The organism is Rhodococcus mengyinensis (assembly GCF_048381435.1).
Classification (GTDB): domain Bacteria; phylum Actinomycetota; class Actinomycetes; order Mycobacteriales; family Mycobacteriaceae; genus Rhodococcus_F; species Rhodococcus_F opacus_D.
The window spans coordinates 27,392-42,938 of the sequence record NZ_JBLWIT010000015.1; the positions used below are offsets into that span (position 1 = coordinate 27,392).

The window sequence follows — 15,547 nt, forward strand, 5'->3', positions numbered from 1 at the left end:
GTATTTCCGAGCCTCGGCGATCGTGCACTGTTGCTCGGCGGCACCGCCAATGGGGCACGGGGACGGACGCCCCGACACGATGGTCGCTGGAGCCGCAGCTGACCCTGCGGTCCGACTGGGCACACCGTGACGTGGGTCACGGTGGCGGTTCGATTCGTCTCCTCGAGAGGATCGAACGAATACGATCCGGGAATGCAAAGGCTTCCCGCTGATGTTCGCCGTGGACAGCTCATCGAGGCGGCGCTCGCGGTCACCGCGCAACAGGGTGTGGCTGCGCTGACCATCCGTAATGTGGCCGAGGCCGCCGGGGTGTCGCTCGGGGTCGTGCACTACCACTTCGAGCACAAGGAAGAGCTTCTCACCGAGATGGGGCAGTGCCTTATCCTCGAGATCAGTGAGGCGATGCGCCTGGCCTTCAGTCAGCTGGTCGGTCCTCTGGAACTGCGCGGTATTGCGGGTCTTCGGGAACTCCTGGGGGCCGGAATTCGCGGCCTGTGGCCGATCATCGAAGCCAGTCCCGACCATCAGTTGCTGACCTACGAGATCACCGCGCAAGCCCTGCGCCAACGCGGGGCCGGCAATGACTCCGCCGGAGCAATCGCGGCCCACCAGTACCGCACCATGGACACACAGGCCGTCGCGTTCCTCGACCTGTGTGCACAGCGGGCAGGCGTCACCTGGAGCACTCCGGTCGACCAGATCGCGCGTTTCGCCCTGGCTGCGCTCGACGGGCTGGTGCTGCGCTGGCTCGGCGACCGTGACAGCGACGCCACCCTCACCGCACTCGACGACCTGGTCCAGATCATCGCCACGAAGGCCCGCCAGGATTGCTCACCTGATCACCATCTCGAAACAGCAAGCGACCCCTCATCACCGGACGGCAACCGCTGAGAGTCGAATTCGGATACGCCGCTCGGTCGGTGAGGGCCACACAGTTCGCGAGGGTTCACCGCCGCCTCGACGAAGCAAGGAATCGGTCCGTGCGTTCCTGAAACGCTCGCCGTGCCAGGATCCGTAGGTGATCGCTACCCGGCACAAAGCGACGACACGTGCCGACGCAGCGGATGCCACGTCGGCACGTGTCGAAGCCCTCTTCAGAGCGTCTCGAGCTCTGCTTCCCGGTCGGCAACACGGGTGCCGGAGGTGTGCCGGTGCGCGAGGTACAGGGCCAGGCCGGTGAATACCAGTCCGCCGACCATGTTGCCGAACACGGTAGGGATTTCGTTCCAGATCAGGTAGTCGAGGAGCGTGAAGTCGCCACCGAGCAGCAGGCCTGAGGGGAACAGGAACATGTTGACGACAGAATGTTCGAATGCCATCGCGAAGAACAGCATGACGGGCATCCACATCGCGATCACTTTGCCGGGGACGTCGGTGGCGATCATCGCCCCGGCAACCCCGGTGGAGACCATCCAGTTGCACAGCACGCCGCGGACGAAGAGCGTCAACATGCCCGAGGCACCGTACTCGGCGTAACCGAGTGTGCGCGACTCGCCGAGATGTCCGATGGCCTCGCCGATCTGGTTGGGGTCGGCCGCAAATCCGTAGGTGAAGACGATCGCCATCATCACAGCGACGGTGAATGCGCCGAGGAAGTTGCCGAGGAACACCAGACCCCAGTTCCGGAGAACCCCGAACCCGGTCACTCCCGGTCGCTTGTCGAACCAGGCCATCGGGGCGAGCACGAATACACCGGTGAGAAGGTCGTAGCCGAGCAGATACAGAATGCAGAACCCGACCGGAAAGAGGAACGCACCAATGAGCGGTTGACCTGTCTGCACGCCGACCGTGACCGCGAACACCGCGCCGAGTGCGAGTATCGCACCGCCCATGTAGGCGCGAATCACGGTGTCGCGTGTGGACATCAACACCTTGGACGCACCGGCGTCGATCATCGTCGTGACCAAGTCGGGTGGCTTGACATAGGACAACGTGGCTCTCCTTGCGGGGCAGTGCCGAACCGGATGATTCGGCCTTCGAGCGACCGTAGGAAGCACGCGTTACCGCTCTGAACCCGACGATTGTCCGGGCAGTAACGTTCCGCTCACGGGGACCGGGCGGCATGTGTGATGAACCAGTCTCGAAGGTGCACTGCCGGTGGCCGTGCATCACGCCGACGCAGCGTGCCGTAGGTGTGCATGAAAGTAGTTGCAGCCGTGCTCCCACACCGACTCGAGAGCGTCGCGGAGTGCGATCTTGGCGGGTTCGTCACCGAGGACATAGGTGCGACCGAAGTCCGCTTCCCAAGCCTCGAAGATCGGTCCGAAGTCGAGGAAGGTGATGTCCTCGGCAGCGATGGGGAGGTCCAGTGGCCTGGTGCAGACTGACTGAGATCAAGCTCGCCGGCCCGGCGAGCGGGAGAAGGAGGCTAGATGACCGAGGTGGTCGGGGCGGCACTGCTCGTTGCCGGACTCCTCATCGACGGGCCGCCTACCCGAGTAGTGGTGGCAGGATCTGCGGCGGTCGCGGTGCTCGTGGTGCAACTGGTCGGTGTTCGCCCCCGGTTGACACGTCGATCCGACCGCGTCCTCGCCGGTGAGGACGTCCCCCGTTCTCACGCGCACTACGTCTATATCGGTCTGGAAGTCGTCAAGGTCATTGCGTTGCTGGTGACCGGGATTCTGTTGCTGGGCGTCTGAGACGGCGACCTGTGGCGGAGCCCTCCCGATACCTCCGCGACTCTGCTCGACCGGGGCTGGTCGCGTGCCGCACGTGCTGAGCTTGCGCGTCCTGGGCTCACGCCACGAACACGTGGTGATCCTTGGATGCCCGGCGGTGGTGAGCCCGCGAACACGAGCTGACTGCGAAGCCCTGTAGGCCACGTGAACCCAGGTCGTCACCGACCGAGCCTGAGTCCGTCATCTGTTCCGTTGCTGCGCCCAACCGCATTGTGTGTTCGTTTTTTTCGTTTTATGGTGAGGTATGGGCGCTGGGTCGAACCACACGGTATTGCCGCCTGCCACCGACGATCGGGATCTTCTCGCAGCACTGAAGGCCGTTCTTGCTGGTTCTGACGAGGTGTCGATCTCGTCCCCGGGCGGGTCGGTGCCGTTGCCGGACAGTGTTCGGGGGTTGCTCGTCGACGCGGTTGCTGCTTTGGATCGGGGTCAGGCGGTGACGGTGGAACCTCATCGCACGGTGTTGACGACGCAGGAGGCCGCGGACCTGTTGGGCATTACGCGGCCGACGTTGGTGCGGTTGTTGGAAGCGGGGAAGATTCCGTACACGTCGCCGGGCCGGCATCGGCGGGTCGAGTTGGCGGACGTGCTCGAATTCCAGCAGGGTGAGCGGGCGCGCCGGGGCCAGGTGTTCGAGGAGATGGCGCACGAGGAACCCCCGGACCCGGGCGATGCCGCTGACGGCTTCGTGTCGACTCGTTGATCTGGGCAGGGCGACCTATGACGACCTTGCGGGTAGTTCTCGACACGTGCGTCATGCTTCCCCAGGCCCTGAACAACCTGCTGCTGACGCTGGCCGATTCCGAGTTGTTCCGGCCGGTGTGGACAGCGGATCTGCTAGACGAGGTCGAGCGCAACCTGTCCGGGGAGAGGTTCGGTAAGTCGCCGCAGCAGGCGGCGCGGCGAGTGCAGCAGATGCGCAGAGCATTCCCCCTCGCAGAGGAGGAATCGCGCGGATACCGTGAGCTGATCCCCGCGATGACCAACGATCCGAAGGACCGGCACGTCCTGGCTGCGGCGGTGCGGTCCGGTGCGGGTGTGATCGTGACCGCAACCATGCAGGATTTCCCGCCGGCGGCCCTCGATCCGTTCGACGTCGAGGCGATCCACCCCGACGAATTTCTCTGTGATCTGCTCGATCTGGACCCGGAAGCAGTGCTCGAGAGCATGCACGTACTGCTCGACCGGAACATGCTCCCGCTGCGCACGGTGTGGGATCTGCTCGAGTCGCTCGAGCGGCTGACCCCACAGTTCGTCAACGCCGTCCGCGCCTTGCTCGTCGCCCGGGGCGAGGCTCCCGACATTGGTGCGGTGCCGGCTGCGTCCTCCTTTCCTGAGTTGACCGACGAACAGGTCAGCGCCTTGCTGCCCGAGATGCGGGAGGCCTACCTCGAGCTTCGTGCGATGGATCCGGCGGAATTATTGCGGTTCCTCGGGCATACGAAGCTGGTGAGTGCGGCGTGGGCATTCTTGACGTCGGTGTGCGTCGACGGTGATCTGTTATCGGTGTGGCCGAACGTGGATCCCGACTTCCGGTCGGTACTCGCATGGCGGTGGGTGCGGGACAACCATTATCAGATGACTGTCGACGGTTGGGAGGGTGAGGCGGTCGCGGCGACCCTCGCGGGACCGGTGCCGGAGCATCCGCTGTGGGTGCATTTCGAGCGTGTGCATGTGCGGTCGTTCCGGGCGATGCTGCCGGACCCGGCGACGTGGGGGATCGGTACCGGAACAAGGATCGTCGGCCCCGGTGTGGAGGTGCTCTATGTGCACGAGATGTCGACGCTCGACAGCGGTGTGTGGGAGCCGAACGTTCCTCGGCCGGTGTTTCCGATCCTGATGCATCTCGTCGACGATCGGTGGCTGGTGCGGAACCTGGGGTCCGAGGAGGACCCCGCCGCCTCGGCCTGATTCCTTCGCACCCGAACCTCGCCCGTACCTCGAGCGCGTTTGATTTCAGCTTCCTCACGCAGAAGTCCATAGCGTCCCGCGGATTCGGCTGATACCGGAATTCGTCCAGATCGATTCATCCGGTCCGCGATACGTTCGATGAAATCTGCCCGACGGCGTGATCCAGCTGACTCATCACTGAGGTAGACGTAATCCGAGTCATTCGAGGATGAGCGGGAGTTTCGTCGCCAGCTCGCCGAGTTCGGCCTTCTCCGTGTCGGTCGGGTCCCGCCGTCCGGTGCCGACCAGCAGTGCGTCCCTGTCGGAGAACGACGCGGGGAATGCGGCCCCGGCGATCTTCTCCAGCAAGTCGCGGGACCGGGCGAGGCCCTCTGCGGGCGGTTCCGCCACGCCTGGGAGGTAAGCGATCAGGTCGAGGTGGTGCAGCGTCGATTCCAGGACATACGCGGAGAGGTAGTCGCCTGCAGTGAGGACCTCGTCGCGGGTGCTGATCCGCAGATTCGGGTCGGCGAGTTCGGCGGCGCGGCCGGCGGCGGAGCCGACGTCGTCGAAGTGGTATTTGAGCAGCCGAGGCTCCTGGTACGCGGCGGCCAGCCGGACGATCAGCGCGTCGAGCGGGTCGTCGCCGGTCGGCGGCGTGTCGGCGAGGTCCCAGTAGGCCACGGCGTCGCGAGTCGGTTCCGTGTCGGCGGGGGTGACGAGGGTGATCAGGACGTCCTGCGCGTCGATGATCAGGTGGCACACCAGATCCCGCACGAGCCAGCCGCTACAGCCGGACTGCTGTGCGAAGTCCTCGTCCGGCAGGTCGGCGACCGCCGTGCGTAACGCCGACCACGAGCGTGAGAATAGATCCACATCGGCACGGTAGTGCGGGCGTACCGTCGATGTCATGACCGAGGACAACCAGGTTGCGCCGTGGGACGACATCTACCGAGGCGACGCGGAGGAATTTACGGGACCGGTGCCGTGGAACATCGGTGAGCCGCAGCCCGAGATCGCCGGGCTGATCGCGGAGGGCACGTTCCGCAGCGACGTGCTGGACGCGGGCTGCGGACATGCCGAGACGTCCCTTCAGCTGGCGGCGCAGGGGTACACGGTGGTGGGCCTGGACCTGTCGCCGACGGCCATCGCGGTGGCTCAGGCCGCCGCCGCCGAGCGTGGACTGACGACGGCGACATATCAGGTGGCGGACATCAGTTCATTCACGGGTTTCGACGGCCGGTTCTCCACGATCGTCGACAGCACCCTGTTCCATTCCCTTCCCGTCGACCGGCGGCGCGACTACCTGCGCGCGGTCGCTCGGGCGGCCGCACCCGGCGCGTCCTACTACATCCTGGTGTTCGCGAAGGGCGCCTTCCCCGAGGGCGAGGGACCGAACCCGGTGACCGACGACGAGCTGCGCGAGGCCGTCGCCGAGTTCTGGACCATCGACGACATTCGCCCGGCCTTCATCCACGCGCTGCTCGGCCCGGAACAGGCCGCCAGCTGGGAGCACGACGAGAAGGGCCGGTCCAAGTTGCCGGCGTGGCTGCTGTCGGCTCACCTCGACTGAGTCGGCGGTCGGAAACCCTTACCCGGCTGAGCTGTTCGTACCGGACGGGCGCAGGAGGAATTCTCCGGCGAGTTGGATGGCTTCGCGTTTGGTGTACCCGGGGTGGTCCGCGACGATGAAGTGGCGGCCGATCGCAAGTCCGAACATGAGGGTGCTGCGTGCCTCGATTTCGTCGGGGTCGGTGACGAAGGTGCCGAACATCTTTCGCAGGAAGTCCATCCGCTCGTTGTCGATGGCCTGCAGGCGCGCCGCGACGGACCGGTCGTGGTGCGCCCAGGCCCGGATCGCGAGATCGATCCGTTGAAAGTCCTCCGAGTAGGTCAGTTGCCCCACGCGCCGGATTCTGTCGGCGGGGGTGCCGCCTTCGGCATCGGCTTGGGCGATAACGGCTTTGGTACAGCGGCGTTCCCACTCGTCGAGCATCTCGGTGAGCAACGCGGGACGGCCGTCGAAGTAGCCGTAGAACCCGCCCTTCGTTACGCCGAGTTCGGCGGCGAGAGTCTCGACGCGGACGGCGTCGGGCCCTCCTCGCGCGAGGGCGTCGAGGCCCGCCTCTATCCAGCGGGCTCGTGTCGTGCGGGCGACGGCGGGAATCGGGCCACCTCCATTGATCGCGTTCAATTTGTACGGTACCGTATAGATGAAATATACGGTGCCGTATAGATCGGGGACGACAGTGCCACGAATAGCAGAGGCCACCTACATCGAGCAGCCCTGGCGCATCCACGAATTCACGCGAGACTTCGACGTCGAGGACGTGTGGTCGTTCCGCACTCCCGGAGCCGGGCCCGACGACTTCCCGACGATGCTCGCGGCGATGCGAGCCGCAGGCGGACCCGCGAAGCAGCCCTGGCTGGTGAGGTTCCTGTTCGCCGCTCGATGGAAACTCGGGGCACTCTTCGGCTGGGACAATGCCTCAACTGGTGTCGGTGAGCGCGTTGCCTCGCTCCGCGACCGCCTGCCCAGCGATCTCCGGTCCGCTCCGCGCGGCCCGGACGACGAGGGCATGCCCCTCACCGCGGTGTACGAGCTCGACACGGAGTCCGCCCGCGAGCTGGCGAACAAGACCGTGCACACCGTGATGCATCTCGGCTGGGCGAGAGGAGCGAACGGCGATTACGAACTGCAGATGACCGTTCTCGTCAAGCCCAACGGATGGTTCGGGCGGCTCTACATGACCGCCATCGCGCCTTTCCGATACCTCGTCGTGTACCCCGCCCTGACCCGGCAATGGGAGCGAGCGTGGCGCGACCGCCACCAAGCGGCGACGAGGTAGGCGGCTTTCGGACTCAGCGGCTCACCGCGGTTTCCCGCTCGACGCGCGACAGCTTCTCCGGGTTGCGCACGATGTAGAGCCCGGTGATCTTGCCGTCGTCCATCCGCACCGCCACGACGTCGTCGATTTCGCCGTCGAGCCGGACGATCAGCGCGGGGGAGCCATTCATCTGCACCGGCTCGACCGACACCGTGCCGTCGATCCGGGGCAGGCCGGCCGCCAGCAGGCGACCCACCTTGTCGGCCCCCACGATGGGACGCAGCACGGCCTGCTTGACTCCGCCACCGTCACCCAGGAGGACGACGTCCGGTGCGAGCAGGTCGAGCAGGCTCTGCAGATCGCCCGTCTCGAGCGCCCGTTGGAAGGCCTCGAGTGCGTCTCGAGACTCGGCCGGGGATACGACGCCGCGCGGCCTGCGCGCCGCGACATGCGCCCGCGCCCGGTGCGCGATCTGACGGACGGCGTCCGGGCTCTTGCCGACGGCGTCCGCGATCTCGCCGTACTCCAGAGCGAACACCTCACGCAGCACGAACACGGCCCGCTCGGTCGGCGCGAGCGTCTCCAGCACCAGCAACATCGCCATCGAGACGCTGTCGGCCAACTCGACGTCCTCGGCCACATCGGGCGCGGTCAGCAGCGGCTCGGGCAACCAGGGGCCGACGTAGGACTCCTTGCGCCGGCTCAGTGTGCGCAGCCGGACGAGCGCCTGGCGGGTGGTGATCCGGACCAGGTACGCACGCTGATTGCGGACCGTGTCGAGATCGACCCCCGCCCACCGCAGCCAGGTCTCCTGGAGGATGTCTTCCGCGTCGGCGGCCGAACCGAGCATCTCGTAGGCGACGGTGAACAGCAGATTGCGGTGGGCGACGAACGCCTCTGTGGCGGGGTCCGAACGATCGTCCTGGCTCCCGCCGCGATCTGCGGGTGTGGTCTGCGACGTGCCGGCCATGGGTGGCTCCTTCTCACTCTCGACTGTGTCACACACCAGACACCGGACCCGGCCGTTTTGTGACACCCAGCCGTGTTGCCCGCTGCCAAATTACGTGACCGCGAGGCAGCGGCGTGAACGATTTGTCACAAGGATCGGGTCGCCGGCATCTCATGTTCGTTCCGAGCAGTACACGACACCACGAGTGAGGACGAAGTCATGGACGCCCGATTCAACCTGTTCGACAACGAGATCGCCCTGAAGTTCGGCAAGAGGTTCGCCAACGCGTCCCTGGTGATCGACCAATCGCCACTGCCGAAGGCCACTCAGGAACTGGTCAAGATCCGGGCCAGTCAGATCAACGGCTGCGGCTTCTGCACCGACATGCACACCAAGGACGCCACAGCTGCCGGCGAGACCCCGGTCCGGCTCAACCTCGTCGCGGCCTGGCGCGAGGCCACCGTGTTCACCGAGGCAGAGCGGGCCGCGCTGGCGCTCAGCGAGGAAGGCACCCGGCTCGCCGACGCCCACCACGGCGTGTCCGACGAGACCTGGGCCCAGGTGCGCAAGCACTACGACGACGACCAGATCGCCGCGCTGGTCTCGCTGGTCGCCCTGATCAACGCCGCCAACCGGATCAACGTGATCGTGCGCAATCCGGCGGGTTCGTACGAGCCCGGCATGTTCGCCAGTATGACGAGCTGACCGGCAGACGACAGCCTCCTGACAACGAGCCCTTGACTTTGACACAGTGACAAGGACTCGAATGGTCGGCGAAGGAGGTGGTTGTCGTGAACACAACCAACCACGGTGGGTCGAATGCCCACCTCGTCGACGCACTGTCCGCAGCCGACCCGTCGGGTCGGCTGCGGGCGGCGCTCTCCGCAGGCACACGCCCCGATCCGCATCTCACGGACACTCTCGTCGATCGGTGCGCCGTCGAACCGGACTTCTTCGTCCGGGACATGCTGACCTGGGCATTGTGCCGCTTCCCGACCGAGCTCACGGTGCCGAGACTGGTCCGAGAGCTCGGGTCGGACACCGCGCAGGCCCGCAGTCAGTCGCTGCACACCCTGTCCAAGATCGGGGACCGGCTCGCCTGGCCCGCCGTGTCGGCACTGCTGCACGACGAGCACGACGAGGTCGCGCGCAGCGCGTGGCGGGCCGCCGTGGCACTCGTGCCGCCCGGCGACGAGGCTGCCCTCGCGGCCGATCTGACGACCGAACTCGGACGGGGCGACCAGCACATGCAGCTCAGTCTGAGCCGTGCTCTGGTGGGACTCGGGGACGCTGTCCTCCCGGTCCTCGACGCGGCCGGGACGAATCCCGATCCGCGTATTCGAGCGCATGCGGAGGCGACGAAGCGGCTCTGTCACGACCCCGACAGCGGGTTCACCCTCTCGGTCGAGACGGCGAAACGCGTCGCGGTCACCGGTCCGGACGCGTAGCAGGAGGCGATGGAATGTTGATCGGTGAGGTCTCCCGGCGTTGTGGTGTCAGCACGCGGATGTTGCGCCACTACGACGGGCTGGGACTGGTGAAGCCCACGGGCCGCACGTCCGGCGGCTACCGCGAGTACTCCGCCGACGACATCCGACGCCTCTTCCACGTCGAGAGCCTGAGGACCTTGGGGCTGTCGTTGAACGAGGCCAAGCGGGCACTGGACGAGCCCGATTTCGCACCGGCCGATCTGGTGGGAGACCTCATCCGGCACACGCGCCGGCGGATCGCTGCCGAGCAGGAACTGCTCGGCAAGCTCGAACGCGTCGACGCCGCCTCGCCTGCGGAGTGGGACGACGTCCTGCGCGTCGTCAGTCTGTTGCGTGCGCTCGAATCGGAGTCCGCGGCCCGCCGTCAGCAAGCGATCCTGTCTCAGGACGGGACTGCGTCGCTGCCCGTCGAAGCGCTGGTCGAGGCCATCCTGTCGGAGGACGACACCAATGTGGCCGGAGCGCTGCAGTGGTCGTTGGCGCGGGCCGCCGGCCCGGGACTCGCGGATCTGGCCGACGGTCTCGACGCGGAGGAGGTCGATGTCCGGCGTCGCGTCACTACCGCGATAGCGGCAATCCACACCGCGGAGGCGGCGGTTCATCTGAGACGAGCCCTCGATGATTCGGACGCCACGGTCCGCGGGTACGCGGCCCTCGCTCTCGGCACCCGCGGAAGCGTCGACTCGATACCCGCCCTGATCGAGATGGTCGTCGAGGGGCGGCGCGATGTGGAGGCCGCCGAAGTGCTTGGCCTGCTGACGACGGTCTCACCCTCGGCCGACGACATCGTCCAGGCCCTGCAGGACACGCTCGGTGGCGCCGAGGACGCGCCCACGCGGTTGCGGATAACGCAGGCCCTTGCCGAGATTCCCGGCACCGCGGCCCGGCGGGCACTCGACGGGCTGACCCACGACGGCGACCGGACGATCGCGGCCACCGCAGCCGCGATCGTCAACATGCAGGACCGCGGACGAATCATCGAACGTTGAGCCTCCGACCCGTCCGGAGTCTGTGCTAGCCGCCGCGTTTGCGTCCGAAGGACCCCCGGCCGTTGCGGCGCAGCAGTGCCACCGTGGTGGCGAGGCGCCCCCGATTCAGGTCGGGTTCGAGACCGGCGCTTATGCGGTGCAGCTGGTCGGTGTGCCAGCCGAGGTCGAGTACCCCGTCGAGTGTTTTCAGGTCGACCACCTTGCCGAAGACGCCTCGCATCCCGGATCGCAGTTGGTGTGTGGTGAGGGTGTCGGTTCGCCCGGTGAGAATCACGTCGGCTGCGTCGGTCGTCGTTGCGGTGGGTCGGCCGATACCGACGACATCGCATTCGCCGGCCCCGATCGCCTGATCCATGGCGGTGCGGGAGCGGAAACCGCCGGTGACCGCCAGCGGGACATTTCCTGCCAGCGCGCGGACCGTGCGCGCGTACTCGAGGAAATACGCCTCGCGGGCGCGTGTACTGGCCGCGGCGCTGCCCATCATGGCGGGGGACTCGTAGCTTCCGCCGCTGACCTCGATCAGGTCGAGGCCTTCCTGCGCCAGTGCCGCGACCACGCCGCGCGACTCGTCCTCGGTGAATCCGCCGCGTTGGAAGTCGGCCGAGTTGAGTTTGATGCCGACCGCGAAGCCGGGCGACACCCTCGCGCGGATGCGGCGCACGACCTCGAGGACGAACCGCATCCGCCGCTCCGGGTCACCGCCCCAGTCGTCGTCGCGCCGGTTCGCCAGCGGTGAGAGGAACTGGGCGACGAGGTAGCCGTGTGCACCGTGAATTTGCACGCCGTCGAAACCCGCTGTCTCGCAAACGAGAGCGGCGGCGGCGAAACGTTCGATGATGTACTCGATCTCGCCGGGAGTCAGCTCACGCGGGGTTACCGCGCCGGGAATATCGAGCGGGACCGCGCTGGGGGCGACGGGAGTGTGCCCGAGCGCCAGCGGGTTCGACTGGCGTCCCGGATGGTTGAGTTGCACCCAGATCGGTACGCCGGCGTCTTTGGTCGTCTTGGCCCAGCTTGTCAGTGCGTCGAGGTCGCGTTCGTCCTCGATGACGATATTGCCCGGCTCACCGAGCTGGGTGCGGTCGATCATGACGTTGCCGGTGACGAGTAGACCGTACCCGCCTCGACTCCAGGTGGTGTAGAGCCGCTCGAGGCGGCCGTCGGGAGCGTTCCGCGCGTCGCCGAGCGCTTCGCTCAACGCGGCCTTCATGATGCGGTTCGGGAGCACCTGGCCGCAAGGCAGTGGCAATGGGTCGTGGAGGGACGTCATAGAGGTTTCCTTTCAGACGGATTCGTTGGTCACGACGTTGCAGAGAGCGCTGTGTGGGCGGCCCGCAGTGCAACCTTGTCGATCTTGCCGACCGCGTTCTTGGCGATGGTGTCCACCACGACGAGCGCGGTGGGGCGCTTGTAGCGGCTGAGTTTGCGCGCGCAGAGCGCTTGCAACGCAGCGGGATCGACGGTCGAATCGGGTGTCGGCTGGACATAGGCGACGACGACCTCACCCCAGATGGTGTCGGGAACGCCGATCACGGCGGCCTCGAGCACGGACGGGTCGCCGGCGAGGACGTCCTCGATTTCCTTGGGATAGATGTTCTCCCCGCCGCGGATGATCATGTCTTTCGAGCGCCCCACCAGGGTCAGGTAGCCCTCCGGATCGAGGTGGCCGACATCGCCCGTGTGCAGCCATCCGTCGATGACGGTCTGTGCGGTGTCCTCCGGACGGCCGAGGTAGCCGCGCATCACATTGGGGCCGCGCACGACGACCTCGCCGTCCACCCCGGGGCCCAGTTCGACGCCGTTCTCGTCGACGATGCGCATCTCCTGACCGGGGAAGGCAATCCCTACCGTTCCGGCGCGCCGGGGTCCGGTGAGAGGGTTGAGAGTGGAGGCGCACGTTCCTTCGGACAGCCCGTAGCCCTCGAGGAGGGGAAACCCGTACCGGTCCTCGAACCGGGTCAGCAACTCCGCTGAGGCAGGTGCGGCGCCACAGATGCCGAACCGCAGTGAGGACGTGTCGGGCCGAACATCGGCCGGAAGCGCCGCCAGGATGCTGTAGATCGTCGGCACCGCGCTGAAGTAGGTGGGGCGTTCGGATTCGACGAGGTCGAAGAAGGTTCGGGGATCGAATCGGCCGGCGATGACGACGCTCGCGCCGGCGAGTAGCGGGGTGAGGACGCTGACGACGATGCCGTTGACGTGGAAAAGCGGCAGGATCAGCAGGCATCGGTCTGCCGGACCCAACTGCAGCGCCTGCACACCCATCTCGGCCATGGCGTCGATGTTGGTGTGATCGAGCATCACGCCCTTCGGCACCCCGGTCGTGCCGCTGGTGTAAATCAGCAGGGCGAGTGCGGACGAGTCCGCAGGTGGTGTGTGATCGGACTCGGTCGCCTCCTGGAACAGCTCGTCGACGGCGAGAGTGGCAACGCCACCCAATAGGGTCGTGCCGTCCTCGACGACGAGCAGCCGTGCGGCGGAGTCGGCGAGCTGCCGAGCGACCTCGACGTCGGTCAGGGTCGGGTTGACCGGGGTGATGGTGGCGCCGAGTCGCCAGGTCGCGAACAGCAGCACCACGAACTCGGTGCGGTTGGTCAGCTTCAGGGCCACGACGTCTCCGGGCCCGATTCCCCGGTCGTGGAGGTGGCGGGTGGCCGCGCGAACTCGGTCGAGGAACTGAGCGTTGGTGAGCGATCCGGTGGCGTCGGAGACCGCGTGTGCGTGCGGGTCGAGATCGGCGCGGCGGTCGGGCAGCGATGCGAAGTTCATCGTGGTCGTGTTCACCTTCGGTGTGGTGCGGCCCGGCCCGGTGACGGTGTGACCGGTGCCGAGTCGAGTTGGCGGGTGAGGAAGTCGATCTGGTCACGGACCAAGGCCTCGAAGGGTTCGCCGAGGTAGAAGTCGAAGTGGCCGGCGTCGTAGGTCTTGATCTCGCCTCGTGGTGCTGTCCGCGCGTATCGGAGGGTCTGGGCGGGTGGGGTGACGGTGTCGGTGTTGCTCACGCAGAAGAGGATCGGGAAGGCGATGTTCTTTGCTACCCGCCCGGGCCGGTAGGTGACCAGGCTGGGAATCACCCGGGCCGCTACCTCGTTTCGGAACGTCGTCCCTGCCGGCACGAGGGCCTGGTAGCCGGGCAGCGCGTCCGGGGCGTTCATCAGTGCCAGTGAGCCGGGGGGCCCGGCGAGCGGAATCATGACCGGCGCGCGCCGACCAACCTTGGCCATCAGATCCCGGGCGACCACGGGGGAGGCCTTCACTGAGGCGGCCGGGCCGAGCGCGAGCGCGGAGGCCAACCCGTCGGTGAACGGGCACTGCGCGACCGCCGCCCGCAGTTCCGGATGCCGTGACGCGACGGTGATGGCGTGGCCACCGCCGAAGGAACTGCCCCAGACCGCGATGCGGGTGCTGTCGAGACCGCCACGAGCCTTCACCCAGGAGATGGCGGCATCCCAGTCGGCGAGCTGGCGCTTGATCGACAGCAGCTGACGGGGTTGGCCGCCGCTGTCACCGAAGTGCCGATAGGTGAACGCGAAGGCGGCGATGCCGGCCCTGGCGAAACGTTCGGCGAAGGCGTCCAAGCGCATATCGCGGGTGGCGCCGAGGCCGTGTCCGAGGATGACGACGGGCGGTGAGGTGACGCCGGTGGGCAGATACAGCCACGCGGCGCAGGAGCTGTCACCGGAGGAGAAGAGGACGTCGTGGCGGGTGAAAGGTTTCTTGGTGGCCATGGCTGGTCTCATCGTCCGTTCGTCGAGCCGCCGGGCACGCGGCCCGATTCGAGGGCCTGCTTGTAGATGTCCGGGTTGTAGAGGGGCAGCTCACCGGTGGCGTCGGTGGTCGCAAGGTAGTCGAGCATCAGCTGCTGGCCGTCCTCGGATTGGTCGGTGCCGAGGAATTCGGTGCGCTCGACGTGCAAACCCTCCGTCAGCGACATCGATCCGCCGAAATACACGGATCTTTTGACCGCCGCGACCGCCTCCCTCGGCCGTGAGCCGAAGTACTCGGCGAGTTCGGTCGCCCGCGTGATCACGTCGCCCGTAGCCACCACCTCGTCGACGGCTCCGTTGGCGAGGGCCTGCGCGGGAGTGAACGGCCTGCCTTCGAGGATGGCGACCAGAGATCGGTGGGTGCCGATCAGTCGGGTCAGGCGCTGGGTACCGCCACCACCCGGATTGATTCCCAGCAGCACCTCGGGCTGGCCGATGAAGAAGTCACCGTCGGCCATGACCCGCAGGTCGCACGCCCAGGCGAACTCCGCGCCGAGGCCGAGGGCTGAACCATTCAGGGCGGCAACGAAAATGACGCCACTGGCGTTCATCTTCAGAAACGTCGCGTGCAGCCGGTCGAGCTGGACCGCTCCCCACAGCGGGGTCCTGCGCACCACGGGCTCGAGGGCGCGGGCGCGATCAGCGCCTCTGGCCACCCGCGCGATCGCGGAGGCAACGCGACGGCCCAGCGGCGGGACCGCTGCACCCTCTTCCTGCAGCCACCGCACATCCGCATGGCTGACGAACCGGCCGGGGCGTGTCCCGGTGAACACGACCGCACGGACGTGCGCGTCGCGGTCGACGCGGTCCACCAACTCCTCGAGCTGGTTGGCTATGTCGAGGCCGAACAGGCTGTGCGGGCCGCCGTCGACGCGGACGATCAGCACGTCCCCGCGGTCCTCGACCTCGAGATGGCCTTTGTCTTCGTGTGTCATGAGATTTCACATCCGTAAATG

Annotated in this window: 16 protein-coding genes and 2 pseudogenes; 9 read left to right on the forward strand and 9 right to left on the reverse strand. The window is 66.8% G+C overall.

Going from position 1 to position 15,547, the window contains the following annotated elements; translation table 11 throughout:
* The first annotated feature begins 192 nt into the window (after positions 1 to 192).
* Positions 193 to 891, forward strand: a complete 699-nt coding sequence (locus ACNJ7E_RS01505; RefSeq protein ID WP_418338877.1) for a TetR/AcrR family transcriptional regulator — start codon at positions 193 to 195, stop codon at positions 889 to 891.
* A gap of 203 nt (positions 892 to 1,094) precedes the next feature.
* Here the strand turns inward: ACNJ7E_RS01505 and ACNJ7E_RS01510 are convergent, their stop codons facing one another.
* Together ACNJ7E_RS01510 and ACNJ7E_RS01515 are read right to left on the reverse strand one after the other, a co-directional pair.
* Positions 1,095 to 1,931 carry a formate/nitrite transporter family protein gene (locus ACNJ7E_RS01510; protein WP_418338878.1) on the reverse strand — a complete coding sequence of 279 codons (837 nt, stop codon included), beginning with the start codon at positions 1,929 to 1,931 and terminating at the stop codon, positions 1,095 to 1,097.
* 201 nt (positions 1,932 to 2,132) lie between these two features.
* Positions 2,133 to 2,309: pseudogene (locus tag ACNJ7E_RS01515) on the reverse strand (M24 family metallopeptidase); the annotation flags it as partial.
* A gap of 114 nt (positions 2,310 to 2,423) precedes the next feature.
* Here ACNJ7E_RS01515 and ACNJ7E_RS01520 point away from each other — a divergent pair.
* The 3 genes and pseudogenes from ACNJ7E_RS01520 to ACNJ7E_RS01530 all read left to right on the forward strand — a co-directional run.
* Positions 2,424 to 2,639, forward strand: a pseudogene (locus ACNJ7E_RS01520) (hypothetical protein); the annotation flags it as partial.
* A 283-nt stretch (positions 2,640 to 2,922) separates the two neighbouring features.
* Complete coding sequence (locus ACNJ7E_RS01525) at positions 2,923 to 3,381, forward strand: helix-turn-helix domain-containing protein (protein ID WP_317571073.1); 459 nt, start codon at positions 2,923 to 2,925, stop codon at positions 3,379 to 3,381.
* Between the two features lie 17 nt (positions 3,382 to 3,398).
* A complete protein-coding gene (locus ACNJ7E_RS01530) occupies positions 3,399 to 4,589 on the forward strand; it encodes a PIN domain-containing protein (protein WP_280779270.1) in 1,191 nt (396 codons plus the stop codon).
* 198 nt (positions 4,590 to 4,787) lie between these two features.
* On the opposite strand, the gene ACNJ7E_RS01535 is transcribed toward ACNJ7E_RS01530, so the two are convergent.
* Complete coding sequence (locus tag ACNJ7E_RS01535; RefSeq protein WP_418338879.1) at positions 4,788 to 5,444, reverse strand: maleylpyruvate isomerase N-terminal domain-containing protein; 657 nt, start codon at positions 5,442 to 5,444, stop codon at positions 4,788 to 4,790.
* A 34-nt stretch (positions 5,445 to 5,478) separates the two neighbouring features.
* Here ACNJ7E_RS01535 and ACNJ7E_RS01540 point away from each other — a divergent pair, with 34 nt between their 5' ends.
* Positions 5,479 to 6,141 (forward strand): class I SAM-dependent methyltransferase, encoded by a 663-nt coding sequence (locus tag ACNJ7E_RS01540; protein WP_280779268.1) that lies wholly within the window; start codon positions 5,479 to 5,481, stop codon positions 6,139 to 6,141.
* Positions 6,142 to 6,159: 18 nt separating this feature from the next.
* Here the strand turns inward: ACNJ7E_RS01540 and ACNJ7E_RS01545 are convergent, their stop codons facing one another.
* Positions 6,160 to 6,840 carry a TetR/AcrR family transcriptional regulator gene (locus tag ACNJ7E_RS01545; protein WP_280779267.1) on the reverse strand — a complete coding sequence of 227 codons (681 nt, stop codon included), beginning with the start codon at positions 6,838 to 6,840 and terminating at the stop codon, positions 6,160 to 6,162.
* Between ACNJ7E_RS01545 and ACNJ7E_RS01550 the strand changes: the two genes are divergently transcribed.
* Positions 6,818 to 7,417: a DUF2867 domain-containing protein gene (locus tag ACNJ7E_RS01550; RefSeq protein WP_418338880.1), complete on the forward strand. Its 600-nt coding sequence runs from the start codon at positions 6,818 to 6,820 to the stop codon at positions 7,415 to 7,417. The two genes, ACNJ7E_RS01545 and ACNJ7E_RS01550, sit on opposite strands and share 23 nt — an antisense overlap.
* Before the next feature lie 13 nt (positions 7,418 to 7,430).
* On the opposite strand, the gene ACNJ7E_RS01555 is transcribed toward ACNJ7E_RS01550, so the two are convergent.
* A complete protein-coding gene (locus tag ACNJ7E_RS01555; RefSeq protein ID WP_009476517.1) occupies positions 7,431 to 8,366 on the reverse strand; it encodes an RNA polymerase sigma-70 factor in 936 nt (311 codons plus the stop codon).
* Between the two features lie 198 nt (positions 8,367 to 8,564).
* On the opposite strand from ACNJ7E_RS01555, the gene ACNJ7E_RS01560 reads away from it, so the two are divergent.
* The 3 genes from ACNJ7E_RS01560 to ACNJ7E_RS01570 all read left to right on the forward strand — a co-directional run bounded on the left by ACNJ7E_RS01560 (position 8,565) and on the right by ACNJ7E_RS01570 (position 10,824).
* Complete coding sequence (locus ACNJ7E_RS01560; RefSeq protein WP_105418064.1) at positions 8,565 to 9,050, forward strand: carboxymuconolactone decarboxylase family protein; 486 nt, start codon at positions 8,565 to 8,567, stop codon at positions 9,048 to 9,050.
* A gap of 77 nt (positions 9,051 to 9,127) precedes the next feature.
* Entirely contained in the window at positions 9,128 to 9,793 is a 666-nt protein-coding gene (locus ACNJ7E_RS01565; RefSeq protein ID WP_280779264.1) for a HEAT repeat domain-containing protein, read from the forward strand.
* A 14-nt stretch (positions 9,794 to 9,807) separates the two neighbouring features.
* The gene (locus tag ACNJ7E_RS01570; protein ID WP_280779263.1) at positions 9,808 to 10,824 is read left to right on the forward strand and encodes a MerR family transcriptional regulator; all 1,017 of its coding nucleotides are present in this window, start codon (positions 9,808 to 9,810) and stop codon (positions 10,822 to 10,824) included.
* 25 nt (positions 10,825 to 10,849) lie between these two features.
* Here the strand turns inward: ACNJ7E_RS01570 and ACNJ7E_RS01575 are convergent, their stop codons facing one another.
* From ACNJ7E_RS01575 to ACNJ7E_RS01590, 4 genes are read right to left on the reverse strand one after another with little or no spacing between them, the layout of a single operon-like run.
* Positions 10,850 to 12,094: an NADH:flavin oxidoreductase/NADH oxidase family protein gene (locus ACNJ7E_RS01575; RefSeq protein ID WP_418338881.1), complete on the reverse strand. Its 1,245-nt coding sequence runs from the start codon at positions 12,092 to 12,094 to the stop codon at positions 10,850 to 10,852.
* A 29-nt stretch (positions 12,095 to 12,123) separates the two neighbouring features.
* Positions 12,124 to 13,593 carry a class I adenylate-forming enzyme family protein gene (locus ACNJ7E_RS01580; RefSeq protein ID WP_418338882.1) on the reverse strand — a complete coding sequence of 490 codons (1,470 nt, stop codon included), beginning with the start codon at positions 13,591 to 13,593 and terminating at the stop codon, positions 12,124 to 12,126.
* A gap of 11 nt (positions 13,594 to 13,604) precedes the next feature.
* The gene (locus ACNJ7E_RS01585) at positions 13,605 to 14,552 is read right to left on the reverse strand and encodes an alpha/beta hydrolase (protein WP_418338883.1); all 948 of its coding nucleotides are present in this window, start codon (positions 14,550 to 14,552) and stop codon (positions 13,605 to 13,607) included.
* An 8-nt stretch (positions 14,553 to 14,560) separates the two neighbouring features.
* Positions 14,561 to 15,526, reverse strand: a complete 966-nt coding sequence (locus ACNJ7E_RS01590; protein WP_418338884.1) for an enoyl-CoA hydratase/isomerase family protein — start codon at positions 15,524 to 15,526, stop codon at positions 14,561 to 14,563.
* Between the last annotated feature and the right edge of the window lie 21 nt (positions 15,527 to 15,547).

Excerpts from the sequence above, each read along its gene's own strand:
- ACNJ7E_RS01505 (WP_418338877.1), top strand. The coding sequence starts at position 193 with ATGCAAAGGCTTCCCGCTGATGTTCGCCGTGGACAGCTCATCGAGGCG.
- ACNJ7E_RS01525 (WP_317571073.1), top strand. The coding sequence starts at position 2,923 with ATGGGCGCTGGGTCGAACCACACGGTATTGCCGCCTGCCACCGACGAT.
- ACNJ7E_RS01530 (WP_280779270.1), top strand. The coding sequence starts at position 3,399 with ATGACGACCTTGCGGGTAGTTCTCGACACGTGCGTCATGCTTCCCCAG.
- ACNJ7E_RS01540 (WP_280779268.1), top strand. The coding sequence starts at position 5,479 with ATGACCGAGGACAACCAGGTTGCGCCGTGGGACGACATCTACCGAGGC.
- ACNJ7E_RS01555 (WP_009476517.1), bottom strand. The coding sequence starts at position 8,366 with ATGGCCGGCACGTCGCAGACCACACCCGCAGATCGCGGCGGGAGCCAG.
- ACNJ7E_RS01560 (WP_105418064.1), top strand. The coding sequence starts at position 8,565 with ATGGACGCCCGATTCAACCTGTTCGACAACGAGATCGCCCTGAAGTTC.
- ACNJ7E_RS01570 (WP_280779263.1), top strand. The coding sequence starts at position 9,808 with ATGTTGATCGGTGAGGTCTCCCGGCGTTGTGGTGTCAGCACGCGGATG.
- ACNJ7E_RS01575 (WP_418338881.1), bottom strand. The coding sequence starts at position 12,094 with ATGACGTCCCTCCACGACCCATTGCCACTGCCTTGCGGCCAGGTGCTC.
- ACNJ7E_RS01580 (WP_418338882.1), bottom strand. The coding sequence starts at position 13,593 with ATGAACTTCGCATCGCTGCCCGACCGCCGCGCCGATCTCGACCCGCAC.
- ACNJ7E_RS01585 (WP_418338883.1), bottom strand. The coding sequence starts at position 14,552 with ATGGCCACCAAGAAACCTTTCACCCGCCACGACGTCCTCTTCTCCTCC.
- ACNJ7E_RS01590 (WP_418338884.1), bottom strand. The coding sequence starts at position 15,526 with ATGACACACGAAGACAAAGGCCATCTCGAGGTCGAGGACCGCGGGGAC.